Annotated in this window: 19 protein-coding genes and 2 tRNA genes; 12 read left to right on the top strand and 9 right to left on the bottom strand. The window is 62.3% G+C overall.

The features are described 5' to 3' along the window. The first annotated feature begins 71 nt into the window (after window positions 1-71). The 5 genes from ACU8YE_RS06150 to pbpG all read left to right on the top strand — a co-directional run bounded on the left by ACU8YE_RS06150 (window position 72) and on the right by pbpG (window position 4,855). Complete coding sequence (locus tag ACU8YE_RS06150) at window positions 72-1,079, top strand: histone deacetylase family protein (protein ID WP_446928335.1); 1,008 nt, start codon at window positions 72-74, stop codon at window positions 1,077-1,079. Beyond that, complete coding sequence (locus ACU8YE_RS06155; RefSeq protein WP_260802378.1) at window positions 1,076-1,993, top strand: DMT family transporter; 918 nt, start codon at window positions 1,076-1,078, stop codon at window positions 1,991-1,993. The genes ACU8YE_RS06150 and ACU8YE_RS06155 overlap by 4 nt, the downstream gene beginning before the upstream one ends. 58 nt (window positions 1,994-2,051) lie before the next feature. Then, window positions 2,052-2,495 carry an acyl-CoA thioesterase gene (locus ACU8YE_RS06160; protein WP_232042940.1) on the top strand — a complete coding sequence of 148 codons (444 nt, stop codon included), beginning with the start codon at window positions 2,052-2,054 and terminating at the stop codon, window positions 2,493-2,495. Between the two features lie 15 nt (window positions 2,496-2,510). After that, entirely contained in the window at window positions 2,511-3,218 is a 708-nt protein-coding gene (locus ACU8YE_RS06165; RefSeq protein ID WP_414560706.1) for a nitroreductase, read from the top strand. 440 nt (window positions 3,219-3,658) lie between these two features. Next, complete coding sequence (gene pbpG / locus ACU8YE_RS06170; protein ID WP_316871189.1) at window positions 3,659-4,855, top strand: D-alanyl-D-alanine endopeptidase; 1,197 nt, start codon at window positions 3,659-3,661, stop codon at window positions 4,853-4,855. Between the two features lie 66 nt (window positions 4,856-4,921). Here the strand turns inward: pbpG and ACU8YE_RS06175 are convergent, their stop codons facing one another. Beyond that, the gene (locus ACU8YE_RS06175) at window positions 4,922-5,719 is read right to left on the bottom strand and encodes an IclR family transcriptional regulator (protein WP_232042937.1); all 798 of its coding nucleotides are present in this window, start codon (window positions 5,717-5,719) and stop codon (window positions 4,922-4,924) included. Window positions 5,720-5,958: 239 nt separating this feature from the next. Between ACU8YE_RS06175 and ACU8YE_RS06180 the strand changes: the two genes are divergently transcribed. The 5 genes from ACU8YE_RS06180 (at window position 5,959) to ACU8YE_RS06200 (ending at window position 8,975) form a co-directional block, all read left to right on the top strand. Continuing rightward, window positions 5,959-6,684: a (Fe-S)-binding protein gene (locus ACU8YE_RS06180; RefSeq protein ID WP_260802381.1), complete on the top strand. Its 726-nt coding sequence runs from the start codon at window positions 5,959-5,961 to the stop codon at window positions 6,682-6,684. Between the two features lie 38 nt (window positions 6,685-6,722). Then, window positions 6,723-8,132, top strand: a complete 1,410-nt coding sequence (locus tag ACU8YE_RS06185; RefSeq protein ID WP_440476551.1) for a LutB/LldF family L-lactate oxidation iron-sulfur protein — start codon at window positions 6,723-6,725, stop codon at window positions 8,130-8,132. Next, a complete protein-coding gene (locus ACU8YE_RS06190) occupies window positions 8,129-8,410 on the top strand; it encodes a hypothetical protein (RefSeq protein ID WP_440838166.1) in 282 nt (93 codons plus the stop codon). Before ACU8YE_RS06185 ends, ACU8YE_RS06190 begins: the two co-directional genes overlap by 4 nt. Before the next feature lie 69 nt (window positions 8,411-8,479). Beyond that, window positions 8,480-8,794, top strand: coding sequence for a TM2 domain-containing protein (locus ACU8YE_RS06195; protein WP_232042933.1), 315 nt, complete (start codon window positions 8,480-8,482; stop codon window positions 8,792-8,794). A gap of 13 nt (window positions 8,795-8,807) precedes the next feature. Beyond that, window positions 8,808-8,975 carry a hypothetical protein gene (locus ACU8YE_RS06200; protein ID WP_232042932.1) on the top strand — a complete coding sequence of 56 codons (168 nt, stop codon included), beginning with the start codon at window positions 8,808-8,810 and terminating at the stop codon, window positions 8,973-8,975. A 3-nt stretch (window positions 8,976-8,978) separates the two neighbouring features. Here the strand turns inward: ACU8YE_RS06200 and ACU8YE_RS06205 are convergent, their stop codons facing one another. The 5 genes from ACU8YE_RS06205 to ACU8YE_RS06225 all read right to left on the bottom strand — a co-directional run bounded on the left by ACU8YE_RS06205 (window position 8,979) and on the right by ACU8YE_RS06225 (window position 11,462). Beyond that, the gene (locus ACU8YE_RS06205) at window positions 8,979-9,743 is read right to left on the bottom strand and encodes an arginyltransferase (protein ID WP_232042931.1); all 765 of its coding nucleotides are present in this window, start codon (window positions 9,741-9,743) and stop codon (window positions 8,979-8,981) included. Continuing rightward, the gene (gene aat, locus ACU8YE_RS06210; RefSeq protein WP_316871193.1) at window positions 9,730-10,476 is read right to left on the bottom strand and encodes a leucyl/phenylalanyl-tRNA--protein transferase; all 747 of its coding nucleotides are present in this window, start codon (window positions 10,474-10,476) and stop codon (window positions 9,730-9,732) included. Before aat ends, ACU8YE_RS06205 begins: the two co-directional genes overlap by 14 nt. 24 nt (window positions 10,477-10,500) lie before the next feature. Further along, window positions 10,501-11,088: an NUDIX hydrolase gene (locus ACU8YE_RS06215; protein WP_446928336.1), complete on the bottom strand. Its 588-nt coding sequence runs from the start codon at window positions 11,086-11,088 to the stop codon at window positions 10,501-10,503. Between the two features lie 192 nt (window positions 11,089-11,280). Next, window positions 11,281-11,357 (bottom strand) — tRNA-Met (locus tag ACU8YE_RS06220). 28 nt (window positions 11,358-11,385) lie between these two features. Then, window positions 11,386-11,462: transfer RNA gene (locus ACU8YE_RS06225), tRNA-Met, on the bottom strand. Between the two features lie 229 nt (window positions 11,463-11,691). Here ACU8YE_RS06225 and ACU8YE_RS06230 point away from each other — a divergent pair. After that, window positions 11,692-12,726 carry a quinone-dependent dihydroorotate dehydrogenase gene (locus ACU8YE_RS06230; protein ID WP_440476555.1) on the top strand — a complete coding sequence of 345 codons (1,035 nt, stop codon included), beginning with the start codon at window positions 11,692-11,694 and terminating at the stop codon, window positions 12,724-12,726. 12 nt (window positions 12,727-12,738) lie between these two features. Here the strand turns inward: ACU8YE_RS06230 and ACU8YE_RS06235 are convergent, their stop codons facing one another. Then, window positions 12,739-12,978, bottom strand: coding sequence for a hypothetical protein (locus ACU8YE_RS06235; RefSeq protein ID WP_232042928.1), 240 nt, complete (start codon window positions 12,976-12,978; stop codon window positions 12,739-12,741). Window positions 12,979-13,370: 392 nt separating this feature from the next. Between ACU8YE_RS06235 and ACU8YE_RS06240 the strand changes: the two genes are divergently transcribed. Continuing rightward, window positions 13,371-15,272, top strand: a complete 1,902-nt coding sequence (locus ACU8YE_RS06240; RefSeq protein ID WP_232042927.1) for a potassium transporter Kup — start codon at window positions 13,371-13,373, stop codon at window positions 15,270-15,272. Window positions 15,273-15,354: 82 nt separating this feature from the next. Here the strand turns inward: ACU8YE_RS06240 and ACU8YE_RS06245 are convergent, their stop codons facing one another. Together ACU8YE_RS06245 and ACU8YE_RS06250 are read right to left on the bottom strand one after the other, a co-directional pair. Then, complete coding sequence (locus ACU8YE_RS06245) at window positions 15,355-15,813, bottom strand: hypothetical protein (RefSeq protein WP_414560702.1); 459 nt, start codon at window positions 15,811-15,813, stop codon at window positions 15,355-15,357. A 187-nt stretch (window positions 15,814-16,000) separates the two neighbouring features. Then, a complete protein-coding gene (locus ACU8YE_RS06250; RefSeq protein WP_260802387.1) occupies window positions 16,001-18,334 on the bottom strand; it encodes a Tex family protein in 2,334 nt (777 codons plus the stop codon). Between the last annotated feature and the right edge of the window lie 58 nt (window positions 18,335-18,392).

Below are 18,392 nucleotides of genomic sequence, written 5' to 3' on the forward strand. Positions count from 1 at the left end.
GGCGAAATGCATTTGACCACTTCCGGCGGTAAATCCGTCTCAAAAAACACACGAGTGCAGCGTAGGTTAGGATGCGCCCGAGTGCCATTTTTGTTGCGTTGCGATTTCTGATTCACATGCGGGCGTTCTATACCGACCATTTTGTCTTGCCGCTGCCGCCTGGCCATCGGTTTCCGATGCGCAAGTACAGCGACCTGCGTGCACGGGTGTTGGCCGATGTGCCGGGGCTGTCCATGTATGAGGCGCCGCGCGCCGAGGACGACGCGTTGCTGCTAGCGCACACGACCGAATATGTTGAGGCCGTAAGCGCCGGTCGGCTTGACCTGGCGCGCCAGCGCGAGATCGGGTTTCCTTGGTCGCCGGAAATGGTGGAGCGCAGCCGCCGTTCGGCCGGTGCAACGATGGCCGCAAGCGCAGCCGCGTTGGCGGATGGGATTGCCGTCAACCTGGCGGGCGGGACGCACCATGCCTATGCGGACAAGGGCGGTGGCTTCTGTGTATTTAATGACGCAGCCATCGCCTCGCGCTGGATGCAGCGCCAATCAGGCAGGTCGCCGGCGGATTTCCCGGTCGCCATCATCGATCTGGACGTGCATCAGGGCAACGGCACGGCGTCGATCCTGCGCGATGACGCCACCGTTTTCACCTTGTCGCTGCACGGCGAGAAGAACTACCCGTTCCGTAAGGAGGCGTCGGATCTGGACATCGGCCTGCACGATGGCTGTGGCGACGAGGACTATCTGCAGGCGCTGACTGGCGCACTCGACATCCTGGCCGGGCGCTTCAAGCCGCAGTTGGTCATCTATCTGGCCGGCGCGGATCCCCATGAAGGGGATCGCCTCGGCCGGCTCAAATTGACCCTGCAGGGTCTGGCCCGGCGCGATCAGGAAGTCTTCGACTTCGCCTATCAGCGTCGCATACCGATTGCCGTTACCATGGCGGGTGGCTACGGCAACAATATCGACGATACCGTGGCCGTCCACGCGCAAACCATCGCGCTGGCTGCCCGGCACGCACAGCGTTGGGCGGCTCGCGACGAGGCTGCCGCCGCATCGAACTTTCTTCCGCTTTCCGCATGACCCCAGCGTCTTCCGTCGCGCCAGCCTCAGCGCGCGGCTCCCTGTTTGTCGTCGCCATGCCCTGGCTATTCGTGCTGATCTGGAGCACGGGCTTTATCGTGGCCAAGTACGGCATGCCGTACGCCGAGCCGATCACGTTCCTGTTTTTCCGCTTCGTTGGCGTGCTTGTGTGCTTGCTGCCGCTGGTATGGCTGGCGCGCGTGCCGCTGCCACGCCGCGCCGGCACGGCCGAAACCGATTGGGTGACGGTCGGTCACATCGCGGTGGCTGGTCTGCTGATGCAGTGGGGCTATCTGGCAGGTGTATGGGCGGCGGTCAAGCTGGGCATGCCGGCAGGCATGACGGCGCTGATCGTCGGCATGCAGCCGATTCTGACGGCCCTGTATGTCTCGATGCGCGGGGAGCGTGTGTCGCGCCGCCAATGGGCGGGTCTACTGTGCGGCATCGCAGGTGTAGGCCTCGTGGTAGCGAATAAGCTGCATCTGGCGGGCGTAGGCGCGACGACGCTTGCACTTTGCGTGGGCGCGTTGCTCTCGATCACCGTAGGCACGCTGTATCAAAAGCGCCATTGCCCGGTGTTTGATCTGCGGATGGGCGCGTGCATCCAGTTCGGGGCGTCGGCGCTGCTGTGTCTGCCGTTCATGTTTCTGTTCGAGACGCGCGAGGTGCATTGGACGCTGCCGATGATCGGCTCGCTGGTGTGGTCGGTGCTGGCGCTGTCGATCGGCGCGATCTCGCTGCTGTTTGTGCTGATCCGCAAGGGCGCGGCCACCAAGGTGACGTCGCTCTTGTATCTCACGCCGCCGACGACCGCCGTGATGGCGTGGGCGCTGTTCGGCGAGCGTTTTCCGCCGCTGGCAGCGCTCGGCATGGTGATTGCCGCGTGTGGTGTGGCGCTCGTTATCCGCAAGTGACCGAGGTTCAGGGGCTGGCGTATCCTGATCACTTTCCATTGCCACCCGCCTGCTGCCCATGAGTACGCCACGCCAGACGCGCGACGACTACCGCCACTTCCACACCATCACCACGCGCTGGATGGACAACGACGTCTACGGCCACGTCAACAACGTCGTCTATTACAGCTACTTCGACACCGTGGTGAACGCCTACCTGATCCAGCAGGGCGTGCTGGATCCGGAGCATAGCGACACCATCGGCCTTGTCATCGAGACGCAATGTAATTACTTCGCGCCGCTGTCGTTTCCCGACCCGGTCGTGGCAGGGCTGCGGGTTGCGCGCCTGGGCAACACGAGCGTGCGCTATGAGGTGGGCCTGTTCCGCGGCGACGCGCAAGAGGCCGCAGCGCAGGGCCATTTCGTGCACGTCTATGTCGACCGCGAAACGCGTCGACCGGTGCCGCTGCCCGATGCGCTGCGTGCCGTGCTTGAGCCGCTTGCATCCAATATCACCGCTTGAATGTTGCGCATCGCCATGACCGACCGACGTCCCGTCTCCGCAGAAGTCGAACTCGTGGATCAGGCAATCACTTCGCGCCGGTCCGTTCGCGCGTTCCTGCCGACGCCTGTCGCACGCGAAGACATCGAAGCGATTCTGGATGTCGCGCGCCGTGCGCCGTCCGGCAGCAATACGCAGCCGTGGAAGGTCTATGTGCTGACGGGCGAATCGAAAGCGCGCTTGTCCGAGTCCGTGTTGGCGGCGTATGACCATCCGGAGGTCGATACGCTGCATCGAGAGGAGTATCCGTACTACCCGCGCACGTGGATTGATCCGTACCAGAGCCGGCGCCGCAAGGTCGGCTGGGATCTGTATGGCTTGCTCGGTATCGAGCGCGCCGACAAGGAACGCATGCACACGCAGCACGCGCGCAACTTCCGCTTCTTCGATGCGCCGGTTGGCATCATCTTTACGATCGACCGCGTGATGGAGCAGGGCAGTTGGCTCGATTACGGCATGTTTCTAGAGGCCGTAATGGTGGCGGCGCGTGCTCGCGGCATCGATACGTGTCCACAGGCCGCTTTCACGCAGTTCCATCGGATCATCGCTGAGCATCTCGCGCTGACCGAAGATGAGATGGTCGTCTGCGGCATGTCGATGGGTTATGCGAACCTCGCTGCCATCGAGAACACGCTTATCACCGAGCGCGCACCTGTCTCCGACTTCACTCGCTTTCTCGATTGACGTCGTCATCGCGCGACCGCCTGCTCGCTACAGCGCACATCTTCGTGCAAAGCGAGAATTGGCGGAGAAAAGTCGTCGAATTATGTCAACAGATACGGCCGATCCGTCGTTAGACTTTGGTCTGCGACTCAGCGTGCGACGTGCGCGTGTTGTGAGGAGGTGTTGGAGCGAGTTGTATACCGTGATTGTCGGCATGCACGACGGAGTTCACGGGGTACGCTCTCAGATTCCGGTGCTGATTCCGCACTGCCGCTCATGTGCAGCTTGCGCAACTTTCTTCGCGATTGGGATTCTGCTGCGGCAGACAATTGCGTCGAAATGATGACCGAATGATAAGGCTCCCGAGGTCAAACTTTAAGGCCGTGAGCTAAGTCCTTCATCTTGCTAAGAATTTTGTTTTTGCCTACACTTGCGCCATCTCACGCGCGGGTGATCGAACCATGTCACGGTCTGTTTCCTCATTTTTTCGACGTCTCGGCTTCGTTTCGCTGATGACCGTCGCGCTCGCTGCCGTCTCCGTCGCTACCGTGGCCAACGCTGCCACGAGCGACAAAAAGCCCGCTGCCAGCAAGAAAGCCAAAGTCAAATCCAAGGGTAAGACCGTCGTCAATCGCAAGGCCAGCGCCAAAGTCGCGGCTGCGAGCAGCGATGAGGTCGCCTCCACCAAAGTCCGCAAGGTTGTTACCGTCAAAGGCAAGCGCCGCGTGATCATGGTCGAGCGCGGTGCGCGTCCGGTGCGTGCGTCGTTCGTGCCGGCATCCCCGACGCTTGGTGAAGCGATGGGTCTGCGTTCGACGCCCGATGCGTTGGCGCTGCGTTCCTCCGTCGCCCTGGTGATGGACCAGAACAACGGCGAAGTGCTGTTCCAGAAGAATTCGTCGGCTGTGTTGCCGATTGCGTCGATCACCAAGCTGATGACGGCGCTGGTCGTGACCGATGCACATCAGCCGATGGACGAGCTGCTTGAAATCACGGATGAAGATCGTGACTACGAGCGCAACACCGGCTCGCGCCTGCGCTTCGGCACGATGCTCACGCGTGAAGACCTGCTGCTGCTGGCGCTGATGTCGTCGGAAAACCGTGCAGCCTCGGCGCTGGGTCGCAACTATCCGGGCGGTCGTCCTGCATTCGTTGCCGCCATGAACCGCAAGGCGCATGAGCTGGGCATGAACGACACGCACTATGTGGATTCGAACGGCCTGTCGAGCAGCAACGTGTCGAGCGCGCAGGACCTCGCCAAGATCGTGATGGCTGCCTACAAGGTGCCGCTCATTCGTCAATTCACCACCACCCCTGAACATACGGTCAACGCCAACGGCCGCACGCTGCACTACGTCAACACCAACCGTCTGGTGCGTGGCGGCGAGTGGGATATCGGTCTGCAGAAGACCGGCTTCATCAACGAAGCTGGCCGCTGCCTGGTGATGCAGGCCAACGTGCATGGCCGCAACGTCGTGATGGTGTTCCTGGATTCGGCTGGCAACCTCACGCGCTTTGCAGACGCCACACGCGTGCGCAATTGGCTGGAGCGCAACCCGCACATCGAGCCGGCCACGCAAGCTGCTGCGCCGTTGCGGAATGTGCCTGTGTCGACGCAGCCGGCAACCGTGCTGGCCTCGGAGCAGCACGGCGCCTGAGCCGCGGCTTCGCCCAACAAAAAAGCGCGTCATTGAACGCGCTTTTTTGTTGGGCGAAGCCGCGGCTCACTCTGCGCGCACGGCGTCCCCTTCGTATGTGTAGCCCATGCCTTTGGAGATCTGTAGCGCGGTGTCCTTGAGGTTGTCGAGCCAACTCTCCTGCAATCGATCTGCCGGCGCAGACAGCGACAGACCTGCCACCAGCCGCCGCGAATCATCGTAGATCCCGGCAGCGATACAGCGCACGCCGAGTTCCAGTTCTTCGTTGTCACGTGCGTAGCCATTCGTGCGTACCCAGTTGAGTTCGCGTTCGAGCTTGGGCAGGTCCGTGATCGAGGTGCGAGTGTGGCCTGACAAACCGGTACGCGTGGCATAGGCTCGCACACGGCCGACTTCGTCTGCAGCCAGGAATAGCTTCCCGACCGAAGTCAAATGCAGCGGTGCGCGGCCACCGATAGCGCGCACCACCTGCATGCCCGAGCGCTCGGAATATGCGCGCTCGATGTAGACGATTTCATCGCCCTGGCGCACCGAAAGATTGACGGTCTGGCCGGTCAGGCGATGCAAGGCGCGCATCGGAGCGAGGGCCGCTTCACGCACCGAGAGGCGTGCCTTGACGAGGTTGCCCAGCTCCAGCAGACGCATGCCCAGACGGTAGCTGCCCGGGTCGGAGCGATCGACGAAGCGGCAAGCCACCATGTCGTTCAGGATGCGGTGCGCGGTAGACGGGTGCAGGCCGGTGCTGGCGGAGAGCGCCTTCAGGCTGACCGGATCTGCGTGGTCGGCAAGCGCGTCGAGCAGCATCATCATGCGTTCGATGACCTGAATGGACGTCTTGCCGGGGTCCTTGTCTGCTTCTGCCATGGGTGCAGTGGGTTGCGGATGCGATGCAAAATTCTATCCCACGATGTGAAAATGCGCACCATCCCGACGCATGATTCCCGGTATTTTTGAGGAGTTTCTCGGTCGGCCGGCTACTGTGCTTGACGGGCCCCGTGAAGCGCACTCATGACTGACATGAAGAAGTTCTGTGCCTTGAGGGCCGCGCCGGACATGGCAGCGGGCGCATAATGGCGGCTTCCCGCAGAACACAAGAGACTCCCATGCGCGTAGGTTTGTTCGTCACTTGCCTCATTGATCTGATGCGGCCCGACATCGGGTTTTCGGTGCTTAAGCTGCTGGAAAAGGCCGGCTACGACGTCGTCGTGCCGCCCGCGCAGACCTGCTGCGGCCAGCCCGCCTACAACTCCGGCGATCGGCCGCTGGCGCGCGATCTTGCGGAGAAAACGCTTAAGGAATTCGAGCAGTTCGACTACGTCGTCATCCCGTCTGGTTCGTGCGGCGGCATGATCCGCAAGGGCTACGCCGATCTCTTTCGAGATGATCCGGAGCTCGCGGGCCGCTACGAGCGCCTGGCGCCGCGTGTGTACGAATTGACGGACTTTCTCGTCAACGTGGCCCGTGTCGAGACGCTCGATTCCCAATTTCACGGCCACGTGACGTACCACGATTCGTGCTCCGGGCTGCGCGAGCTGGGCGTGAAAACACAGCCGCGAGAGCTGCTCGGCAAACTGGAGGGTGTGCAATTGACCGAGATGCCCGCCTGCGAAGCATGCTGCGGCTTCGGCGGCACGTTCTCGATCAAGTACGGCGATATCTCCACCGCCATCGCGGATGAGAAATGCGCCAACATCAAGGCCAGCGGCGCCGATGCCGTGGTGCTTGGGGATGTGGGCTGCATGCTCAACATCGAAGGCCGGCTGCGCCGTACTGGCGACACGCACACGCGTGTGCTGCACATCGCGCAAGTCCTTGCCGGCGACGCGTAAATCGCAACTGCCCTAGAACACGACGGAGACGCAATCGCATGCAAGTCCGCAGCATGGAATTCAAGGCGCGCGCCGGGCAGAAGCTCGCCGACAAGCGCCTGCAGCAGAACCTCACCAAGCTCTCGACCAAGTTCGTCACCGCACGGGCGGCGGCCATCCAGGACATCGATTTTCAGGCCACGCGTGAAGCGCTGAAGGAGCGCCGCAACCGCGCGCTGGAAAACCTCGACGTCTGGCTCGCCACGTTCGAGGCAGAGGCCACACGCCGTGGCGCCAAGGTTTTGTTTGCGGAAACCACGGCCGATGCCGCGCGCCTGGTTGCAGAAATCGCCCGCAAGCACGAGGTCAAGAAGGTCATCAAGAGCAAGTCGATGGTGACCGAAGAGATGCGCCTGAACCAGGTGCTGGGCGAGATGGGCGTGCAGAGCATCGAGACCGATCTGGGCGAGTACATCCTGCAGATCAACGACAGCGAGCCGCCGTCGCACATCATTGCGCCGGTGGTGCACAAGGACAAGGAGGAGATCGCCGATCTCTTCGCCAAGACGCACAACAAGCCGCGCCTGACCGATATTCCCGAGATGACGCGCGAGGCGCGCGAAGTGCTGCGGCCCGAGTTTCTGTCCGCTGACATGGGCGTGACGGGCGGTAACTTCATCATTGCCGAGACGGGTTCCGTTGCCGTCGTCACCAACGAGGGCAACGAGGGCATGTGCACGATCATGCCGCGCGTGCACGTTGCCGTGACGGGCATCGAGAAGGTGTTGCCGACGCTTGAAGATTTGGCGACCGTCATGCGTTTGTTGCCGCGATCGGCCACCGGCCAGGCGATCTCGAACTATTTCTCGCTGCTGACGGGGCCGCGCGCGCCCGGCGAGAAGGACGGCCCTGAGCATATGTACTTCGTCATCGTCGACGGCGGCCGCAGCGGTCTGATCGGCGGCGAATTCCAGGAGATGCTGCGCTGTATCCGATGCGGCGCGTGCATGAACCATTGCCCGGTCTATCAGAAGATCGGCGGTCATGCGTATGGTTGGGTGTATCCGGGCCCGATGGGCAGCGTGCTGACGCCTAGCTACGTTGGGCTGTCGAACGCGTTGGACCTTCCGCAGGCGGCCACGCTGTGCGGTGAATGCAATCGCGTGTGCCCTGCGTCCATCCCGTTGTCGGATCTGCTGCGCACGCTGCGCGAGAAACAAATGGAGCGCGAACTGCGCCCGCAAGCTGAGCGCTTTGGCTTGCGCGTGTGGGGCTTCGTAGCACGGCGACCGGCGTTGTACTCGGCTGGCACGTGGGTCGCAGCGCGCGTGCTGCGCTGGATGGGCGGTGACAAGAAACTGATCCACTCGCTGCCAGTCGGCAAAGGTTGGACCGATACGCGCGACATGCCGGCTCCCGCAGGCAAAACGTTCCGCGAGTTGTACCGTGAAAAGAAAGCTCGAGCATGACTACCGCTGAATCTCTCCAGACGCTGCGCGCCGCGCTCGATCGTCACGCCAAGTCGCCTGACGTGCCGCGCCTGCTCAACCAGTGGCGCGACGATGCAGTGCTCGCGCCGTTGGCGGTCTTGCCGCCGGCGTACGACCAGGTGCGGCGTTCCTTGCTGCAGCGGCTGGATATGGCGGTGTCGTTTGGCGAGGAAAGCTGCTCGTTCTCGCCGTCGTCGTTGCTCGCGGAAATGCGTTTGTGGACGGACAAGGCTGAGGCCAAGCTCGGCAGCATGTAATCGTGGGGCGACATGGAACGCGGGATGCGTGCTAGTGTCTGACAGGTTATTCCCGTGTCAGCCCATGCTATGAATCAGACCGCTCGCGAAATCATGCTGTACGACGCCCAAAAGAAGAGTTCGGGCGTAGCCTATCTCTGGTGGTTTCTGTTGGGCTTTCTTGGGGCACATCGCTTCTATCTGAAGCGGCCGGGCAGCGGTATTGCACAGGCCATTGCCAACATCGGAGGCACATGGCTGGCGTTTCGTGACATGGGTAACACCGCAGGCTGGGTGCTTGCCGTCATCGGGGGGCTGTGGGTGCTGGTGGACATGTTCCTGATCCCGGGGATGGTCCGCGCATACAACACGGTCCTCGCCGAGCGGCTCTCGACCGCCCCCTGAAAGGAATCGACCTATGAGCAAAATGACTTTGTGGAAGCGCGTCGCGCTGTGGGCGGCAGGTTTGGCTTGCGTGGGCGGCGCCTTGGCAGGTTGTACGACTTCGCGAGATCAATACAGCCAGAGTTCCAACATCAGCACGTACGGCGTAGTCGACGTCGGGATCGAGCGCACGTCGCGCTGATCGTCATTCCGTGGCTGGTGGCGCTACGTCTTCAAACTGCCGCCACTCGCCATTGACGAGCAGTTCCAGCGGCTGGAACAGCGCCTTATAGGCCATCTTCCGGCTCTGCTCTATCCAGTAGCCGAGATAAACGTAGGGCAGGTCCAGCGCCTGCGCCTGGGCGATCTGCCACAGCACGTTGTAGGTTCCGTAGCTCGCCTTCTGTTCGATCGGGTCGTAGAACGTGTAGACCGACGATAGCCCGTCTTCCAGCACGTCGATCATGCTCACCATGCGCAGCTTGCCCGCCGATGGCGATTCGGGTGGCTCTCGAAACTCCACCAGACGCGAATTCACCCGGCTCTGTAGCAGGAACTGCTCGTATTGATCGCGGCTGTCGTGGTCCATGCCGCCGCCCGCGTGACGGACGGACTGGTACAGGAGATAGAGCTGATAGTGCTCTTCGACATAGGTAAGCGGTGCAACCAGCGCCTCAAGCCCTTGATGCCGCTCGGCGGCACGCCGTTGCGCACGCGATGGCGCATAACGATCAACGACGACGCGGCATGGCGTGCATGCATGGCAGTCGTCGCAATGCGGGCGGTAGGTGAAGATGCCGCTACGCCGGAAGCCGGCGCGCACGAGCTTTGAATAGACGTCGGCATTGATCAGGTGCGCCGGCGTGGCGACCTGCGAGCGCGCCAAGCGGCCATCGAGATAGCTGCATGCGTAAGGCGCGGTGGCATAGAACTGCAATGCCGAGAGGGGGAGTTCCTTAAGCTTGCTCATTGCGCACGGTCCACCGGCGGAGCACCGATTTGTCGAAGTGCCATGGCACGATGGCCGGCGCGTTGGCCGCTTCGCGCACATGTGCGAGAAACGCCGCGCGCGGCACCGGGGCTCCGCCCAGCGACGCCAGATGCTCGGTCTCCTGCTGGCAGTCTATCATCGCGACGCCCTGACCGCCGAGGAAGGCGCAGAGCGCCGCGAGCGCGATTTTCGAGGCATCGGTGCGACGGGCAAACATCGATTCGCCGTAGAACATGCGGCCGAGCGCCACCCCATACAAGCCACCCACGCGTTGGCCGGCGTGCCACGTCTCGACGCTATGCGCGTAGCCGCGGCGGTGCAGGGCGGTATAGGCCTGAATGACGTCTTCAGTGATCCACGTGCCGTGCTGCCCAGGGCGCGCTGTGGTGGCACACGCGACCATCGTTTCGCGGAAGGCGTGGTCGATGCGGATTTCCCAAGCCGGGTCGTCAAGCACACGGCGCAGCGTCTTGCGAAAGGTGGTTGAGACGCGAAAATCCTCGGGGCGAAGCACCATGCGCGGGTCTGTGCTCCACCACAGCACCGGCTGGCCCTGGGCATACCACGGAAAAATGCCTTGCCGATACGCGATCAGCAGCCGCTGCGGCGATAGCTCCGCGCTGGCGGCCAGTAGCCCCGGCGCTTCGGATTCCGGCCCGAGCGCGCGATCGACCGGCGGAAAGGGATCGTGCGGATCCAGCCAGGCGATCATGATGCAGACAACGTGAGGTAGGCGTTACAGCGTCGTGGCCGGCGTGTCGATCGCGGCCGAGCGCATCGGCTTGTAGATGTCGAGCGTATGGAGGCGGAAGCTGCCGTCGGCCAGCTTGCCAGCCGCGCGATCGGCGAAGAAGCAACGCAGCGTGTGGATGACGGTCGGGAAGGCCAGGTCATCCCACGGGATGTCGGCTTCATTGAAGAGCGCGACTTCCAGGCTTTCTTCGCCCGGCGCGAAATCCAGATCGTTCAGCTTGGCTAGGTAGAACATGTGCACTTGATGCACATGCGGCACGTTGAGTACCGAATACAGCTCGCCGATTTCGACGTTGGCGCCGGCTTCTTCCTGGGTTTCGCGGTTGGCGGCCTGGGCGGTGGTCTCCCCGATTTCCATGAATCCTGCGGGCAAGGTCCAGAAGCCGTAGCGCGGTTCAATGGCGCGCTTGCACAGGAGGATCTGATCGTTCCAAACGGGCACGGTGCCGACCACGTTGCGCGGATTCACATAGTGAATCGTATTGCAATGGTCGCAAACGTCGCGCAGTCGGTTGTCACCGGCGGGAATGCGCGAGACGACTGACTGGCCGCAGTTGGAACAGAATTTCATGGGGAATCGTCGCGGGTGGAATATCTCAGTGTATCACCGCAGCGAGGCGGCCCCGCGCAGCGCGGGGTGGGACGGCAGTATCGACTGAGTTGCCCGCAAAACGGTGCGTGGAAACGTAGAAAAGCAAAAAGCCCGCTGTGTGCGGGCTTGATGATTCGGCTCAGGTCTTGGAGCGAGCCGTTCTACTTTGGCTGGTTGCGGGGGCAGGATTTGAACCTGCGACCTTCGGGTTATGAGCCCGACGAGCTGCCAGACTGCTCCACCCCGCGTCCGTAGAAACGCATTCGACTTTCTGGCTGGTTGCGGGGGCAGGATTTGAACCTGCGACCTTCGGGTTATGAGCCCGACGAGCTGCCAGACTGCTCCACCCCGCGTCCGTCGAATAAAAAATTATAGCGACATCTGTGCGGCGATGCAACACTTTTCTCGTCTGCATGCATTTTGATGGTGCGTATTGCCCCTGTAACGGGCCCGCGAAGTCAGGCGCGGACTGGCCTTTGGACACTTCGTGCCTAGCCGCGTTCGAAAGCGGCGCGCACGGTGCATTGCGGCGTGCCGGCCGTTTACAATGCCGCCTTTCGCGTTCTTCTCTTGATTCCGATCGTGCTCAACGCCCTGTACCCGTTTGCCCGCCCGCTGCTGTTTTCGATGGATCCCGAAGACGCGCATCACTTCACGCTGAACCAGCTCAAGCGGGCACACGCGATGGGGCTCTCAGGCTGCATCGGTGCACGCGTAGCCCCGCAGCCGCGCACGGTGATGGGCGTTAAGTTTCCTAACCCGGTTGGGCTGGCGGCTGGCTTGGACAAGGACGGTGCGTATATCGATGCACTCGGCGCGCTCGGCTTCGGTTTTATTGAAGTCGGCACGGTCACTCCGCGCGCGCAGCCAGGCAACCCGCGCCCCCGCATGTTCCGCTTGCCGGCGGCCAATGCGCTCATCAACCGCATGGGTTTCAACAATGGCGGTGTCGATGCATTCATCAATAACGTGAAGGCATCGAAATGGCGTGAGGCGGGCGGCGTGCTCGGCCTGAACATCGGCAAGAACGCAGACACGCCGATCGAGCGTGCTGTCGACGATTACCTGCATTGCCTTGAGCGTGTGTATCCGCACGCGAGCTACGTGACGGTGAACATTTCATCGCCGAACACGAAGAACCTGCGTCAGCTCCAGGGCGCGAGCGAGCTGGATAGCCTGCTCGGTACGCTGCGCGATGCGCAACAGCGTCTTGCAGACCAGCATAAGCGCTACGTGCCGGTGGCACTGAAGATTGCGCCAGACCTGGACGACGACCAGATTGCCAACGTTGCCGACGCGCTGCTGCGCCACAAGATGGACGGCGTGATTGCGACCAACACGACGATCAGCCGCGAGGCTGTCGCCGGTCTGGCACATGCGGAAGAGGCGGGCGGACTGTCGGGTCAGCCTGTGCGTGAAGCCTCGACGCGGGTGATTCGCGCATTGCATGGTTTGCTGGGCGATGCGGTGCCCATCATTGGCGTGGGCGGCATCCTCGCCGGGGAGCATGCACGCGAGAAGATCGACGCTGGCGCGCAGTTGGTACAGCTGTATACGGGGTTGATCTATCGCGGGCCGGCGCTTGTGGCGGAATGCGCCCGCGCACTGGCGCGTTGAAGGCGGCCGCGCTCAGCGGCGAAGCAGGAAGAGGATGAGCGCGCTGGTGGCCACCACGGCGGCTGCCAGGTCGTACGGCCCAGCGTAATCGGCCCACACAGTTGGGTCGAGCCGCTGCATGAAAGCCGGTTGTGCCAACGGCAGGATCATGCGCGGGATCGCAAACAATAGGGCGGCCACGACCAGCAGCACAATCAATGCGGTCAGCGAAGGCTTGGAGCGCCCCAAGATGCGGATGGATGATTGGGGCAAGGCCGTCCCCGTTTTGGAAGCGTCGGGCAGCTGATTGCCAGCTGCTCAACAAAAATTTGCAATGAACGTTTGTCAGGCATTTTCCTACAAAGTTCTGTAGGTTGCAGTCCTACTTTCGGCTATGTGTAGCAGAGCCTACATAATGTGTTGCCCTTGAACCGAGGTGGCCGACCCGCGCTGCACAATGTGCTTTATTCGGGAGTTTGTGTGCCAGGGCAACGTTATTTCGGCCCTACAGAACGCTTTATTTGCATGGCTGTGCATCGTGATGCACTGCGGCAACGAATGCCCGTCTGAGGGGTTGGCGTGGCGGAGGCGGGGAGTACAATCCGCCCTCATTGTGCAATGCACGATTTTTTGAGCGGCCAGCCATTCGGCCGATTTCCAAGTTCATGAGTCAAGCTCTCACAGCAACCGGGTCGCCCCAGACCAACGTGAACCTGCGCGCTATGGTGATCGGCGCCGTGGGTGTGGTGTTCGGAGACATCGGCACCAGCCCCCTGTATTCGCTCAAGGAGTGCTTCAGCCCCGATCACGGCATTCCTTTCTCCAGCGGTGCTGTGCTCGGCATCATCTCCATGCTGTTCTGGGCGATGGTGATCGTGGTGTCGCTCAAGTATGTGCTGTTCGTCATGCGCGCCGACAACAACGGCGAGGGCGGCATTCTTGCGCTGATGGCACTGTCGCTGCGTACGGCCAATACCAATTCCAAGCGCATGTCGCTGCTGATGATGCTGGGCGTCTTTGGTGCCTGCATGTTCTATGGCGATGCGGTGATCACGCCGGCCATCTCGGTCCTGTCGGCCATGGAAGGTCTTGAAATTGCCGCGCCCGCGTTGACGCCGTTCGTCTTGCCGATCACGCTCGTGATTCTGGCGGTGCTGTTCTTCATCCAGCGAAGCGGCACGTCGGTGGTCGGCAAGTTATTTGGTCCGGTAATGCTGCTGTGGTTTGCCGCGCTGGCCGCGCTGGGCATGATGAATCTGGTGAAGGCGCCGCAGATCCTGGTGGCCGTCAACCCGATGTATGCGATTTCGTTCCTGCACGACCATGCGCTGCAGGCGTTCATCGTGTTGGGTTCGGTGTTCCTGGTGCTGACCGGCGCTGAGGCGCTGTACGCCGACATGGGCCACTTCGGCGCCCGTCCGATCCGCTGGGCGTGGTTCTTTATCGTGGCGCCCAGCCTGCTGCTGAACTACTTCGGCCAAGGCGCGATGTTGCTGACTGACCCAAGCACCATCGAAAATCCGTTCTATCGTTCGGTGCCCGAAGCACTGCAACTCCCGATGGTGGTGTTGGCTGCGGCCGCCACCGTCATTGCCTCGCAAGCTGTGATTTCGGGCGCGTTCTCGCTGACGAGCCAGGCGATCCAGCTGGGTTTTGTGCCGCGCATGCGCATTCGCTACACCTCGGAAGCGGAGATCGGCCAGATCTATGTGCCGATGGTCAACTGGATGCTGCTGATCCTGGTGGTGGGCGTTGTGCTGGCGTTCAAGAAGTCCGACAACCTGGCCGCCGCCTACGGCATTGCCGTGACCACAACGATGGTCATCACCACGGTGCTTGCGGCAGTGGTGATGCGCTCGGTCTGGCGTTGGCACCCAGCGCTGGTGACGCTCGTGAGCCTCTGTTTCCTGGTGGTCGACATGGCGTTCTTCTCGGCCAACCTCTTGAAGATTCGCGATGGCGGTTGGTTCCCGTTGACGCTGGGCGCCGGTGTGTTCTTCCTGCTGATGACCTGGTACAAGGGCAAGAAGCTTTTGCGGGCTCGCAGCCTGGAGGATGGCATTCCGCTCGAGCCGTTCCTGGCGGGGTTGCTGGCGCATCCGCCGCATCGTGTCGAGGGCACGGCCGTTTTCCTCACCGGCAATACTGAATTCGTGCCGGTGTCGTTGCTGCATAACCTCAAGCACAACCGCGTGCTTCACGAGCGCGTGATCTTCATCAGCTTCGTCACGCGCGATATTCCCTACGTGGACGACAAGCACCGCGTGTCCGTGCGCGATCTGGGTAGCGGCATCTACATCGTCAAGGCGGAGTACGGCTTTAAGGAAACGCCGGACGTGTACCGCGTGCTCGAACTCGGTCAGCCGCAGATCGGCACGCGGTGCGAGCTGATGGATACGTCGTTCTTCATCGCGCGCGAATCTGTGGTGCCGTCCAAGCTGCCGGGCATGTCGATGTGGCGTGAGCGTCTGTTTGCGTGGATGCATCAGAACGGCGCCAAGCCGTCCGACTTTTTCCATATCCCCGCGAACCGCGTGGTGGAGTTGGGTACGAAGGTCGAAATCTGACCGACTGTACCGCTGCATAACAAACGGCCCGTGCGAGAGAAACGCACGGGCCGTTTTGTTTGGGTGTCAGGCGATGTTCGGGTTAGATCTTCGAGGCGTCGCGGTCGCGTTTGTGCACTTCATGGTTGCGCGCGTGTACGTCGTGGTTGCGATCCTTGACGTCGGCGTGCAGGTCCTTGCGGTCCTGGTGCAAATCACGGCGATCGGCATTGACCTGATGCTGATCTTGAGCGCGTTGCTTGCTCCAGTATTCGGCACCCTTGACGTTGCCGTTTGCCAGGTCGCGATCTTCGCGGCGTTGCGCGGTATTGCGCTCAGCGCGTTCGTCAGTCAGCGCGGCCTTGTCGTTGCCGATATCGGCACGGTCGTGGCGGATGTCGCGGTTGTCGTGGCGGATGTCACGGTTGTCCTGATGGATCTTCTGATTGTCTTGCTGGACTTGGGTAACAGGCGACACAGGAGCCGGCGGCGTGGTCTGCGCGAAAGCGGCGGTACCGGCAACAGCAAGCAGGGCAGCGACCAGGGTGTGGCTCGTCTTCATGGAGTTTCTCCTCGTGGGTGCCAGGCGGTGTGTGCCTGTGTCTCCATAACGGGCCGAAGAGACAAGGCGACGACGCGCGAGTGTTAGGAAAGATCCATGCGCGTAAGGACTTGTAACGACCGCGCTCAGCCATGAAAAAACCCGCCGAGTCCGAAAACCGGGCGGGTTCCGCTAAACAGGGTCTGCTTTAACGCTTGAGCTTGGCGAACGCTTCCGCCATGGCGCCGGATGGTTCCGGCGCGCGACGTTGCTGGCCGCCGTGGCGACTGCCGCCGCTGCTCGGCCGGTCGCCGCCTCCGGTGCGCGGGGCCGCCTGACCCGGCTCATCCGACAGGCGCATCGTCAGGCCAATGCGGTTGCGCTTCACGTCGACTTCCATCACCTTGACCTTGACGATCTGGCCGGGCTTGACCACCTCGTGCGGGTCGCGCACGAACTTAGTCGACAGCGCCGACACGTGTACCAGACCATCCTGATGCACGCCGATGTCGATGAACGCGCCAAACGCCGCCACGTTTGTCACTACGCCTTCGAGCACCATGCCGGGCTGCAGGTCCTTGATGTCTTCCACGCCGTCCTGGAATGTCGCCGTCTTGAACTCTGGGCGCGGGTCGCGGCCGGGCTTTTCCAGTTCAGAAAGAATGTCGACCACGGTCGGCAGGCCGAACTTCTCGTCGGTGAAGTCGCGAGCGGTCAGGCCGCGCAGCGCCTCGCGGTTGCCGAGCACGTCGCCGATGCCCTTTTTGATGCTGTCCAGGATGCGCTTGACCACCGGATACGCTTCCGGGTGCACCGACGAGCGATCGAGCGGATTGTCGCCGTCATTGATGCGCAGGAAGCCGGCGGCCTGCTCGAAAGTCTTGTCGCCCAGGCGCGGCACTTTCTTGAGCGCGTCGCGGTTGGCGAACGCGCCGTTGGCATCGCGGTACTCGACGATGTTCTTGGCGAGGATCGAATTCAGCCCCGACACACGCGCCAGCAGCGGGGCAGAGGCCGTGTTCACATCCACGCCGACTGCGTTCACGCAATCCTCGACGATGGCGTCCAGCGCGCGGGCCAGCTCGCGCTGGTTGACGTCGTGCTGATACTGGCCAACGCCGATCGACTTCGGGTCGATCTTCACGAGTTCGGCCAGCGGGTCTTGCAGGCGTCGTGCGATCGAAACCGCGCCACGCAGCGACACGTCCAGCTCCGGGAATTCCTTGGCCGCCAGCTCCGACGCCGAATACACCGACGCGCCGGCCTCGCTCACCACGATCTTGGTCAGCTTCAGTTCCGGCGCGTTACGCATCAGGTCTTGCACCAGCTTGTCTGTCTCGCGGCTGGCTGTGCCGTTGCCGATGGAAACCAGTGCCACGCCGTGTTGTTTCGCCAGCCGCGCGAGCGTGGCCAGCGAGCCGTTCCAGTCTCGACGCGGCTCGTGCGGGTAGATCGTGGCCGTTTCCAGCAGCTTGCCGGTGTGGTCGACCACGGCGATCTTGCAGCCCGTGCGGATGCCTGGGTCGATACCCATCACCGCCTTGGGGCCAGCCGGCGCCGCCAGCAGCAGGTCGTGCAGATTGCGACCGAAGATCTTGATGGCTTCGGCCTCGGCGGATTCGCGCAGCTGCGTGAGCAACTCGGTTTCGATATGCGGCTGGACCTTTACGCGCCAGCACCAGCGGCATACATCCGACAGCCACTTGTCAGCCGCGCGGCCCTTGTTTTCGATGCCGACGTGGCGCGCGATCATGATTTCGCACGGGTGCGGGTTCAGCGCGTCCTGTTCTTCGCCCAAACCGAGCTTCACAAACAGCACGCCCGCGTTGCGGCCGCGGAACAGTGCCAGCGCGCGGTGCGACGGCACGTTCCGGATCGGCTCGCTGTATGCGTAGTAATCGCGGAATTTTTCTTCTTCGGCGGTTTCCTTGCCTTCCACCACGGTCGACGAGACCTGCCCCTGATTCCAAAGGTGGTCGCGCACCTTGCCAAGCAGCTCCGCCGTCTCGCCAAATTGCTCGGAGAGGATGTCGCGCGCGCCGTCCAGCGCTGCCTTCACGTCCGGCACGCCACCATCGGCAGTCGGGTTGCCGTTGACGAACTTGGCGGCTTCCGTTTGAGGATCGAGCGTCGGGTCGGCCAGCAGGGCCTGGGCCAGCGGCTCCAGGCCGCATTCGCGGGCGATCTGGGCGCGCGTGCGGCGCTTGGGCTTGTAGGGCAGGTAGAGATCTTCCAGCACCTGCTTGGTTTCGGCCGCCTCGATGGCGGTGCGCAGGGCATCGGTCAGCTTGCCTTGCTCTTCAATGGAAGCCAGGATGGCCGCGCGGCGGTCTTCCAGTTCGCGCAGGTACAGCAGGCGCTCTTCCAGGTTGCGCAGTTGCGTGTCGTCCAGGTTGTCCGTCACTTCCTTTCGGTAACGTGCAATGAAGGGCACGGTGGCGCCTTCGTCCAACAGTTGCACGGCGGCGGCAACCTGCTGCGGCCGGACCGCCAGTTCAATGGCGATGCGGGAGACGATCTTCTGCAACACGGAATCAGTCATTGCTTCCAGAGAGTGCGATGGAAAGCCGCGCATTTTGCCACAACGCGAACCCTGTTCC

Source organism: Ralstonia sp. VS2407, assembly GCF_052950655.1.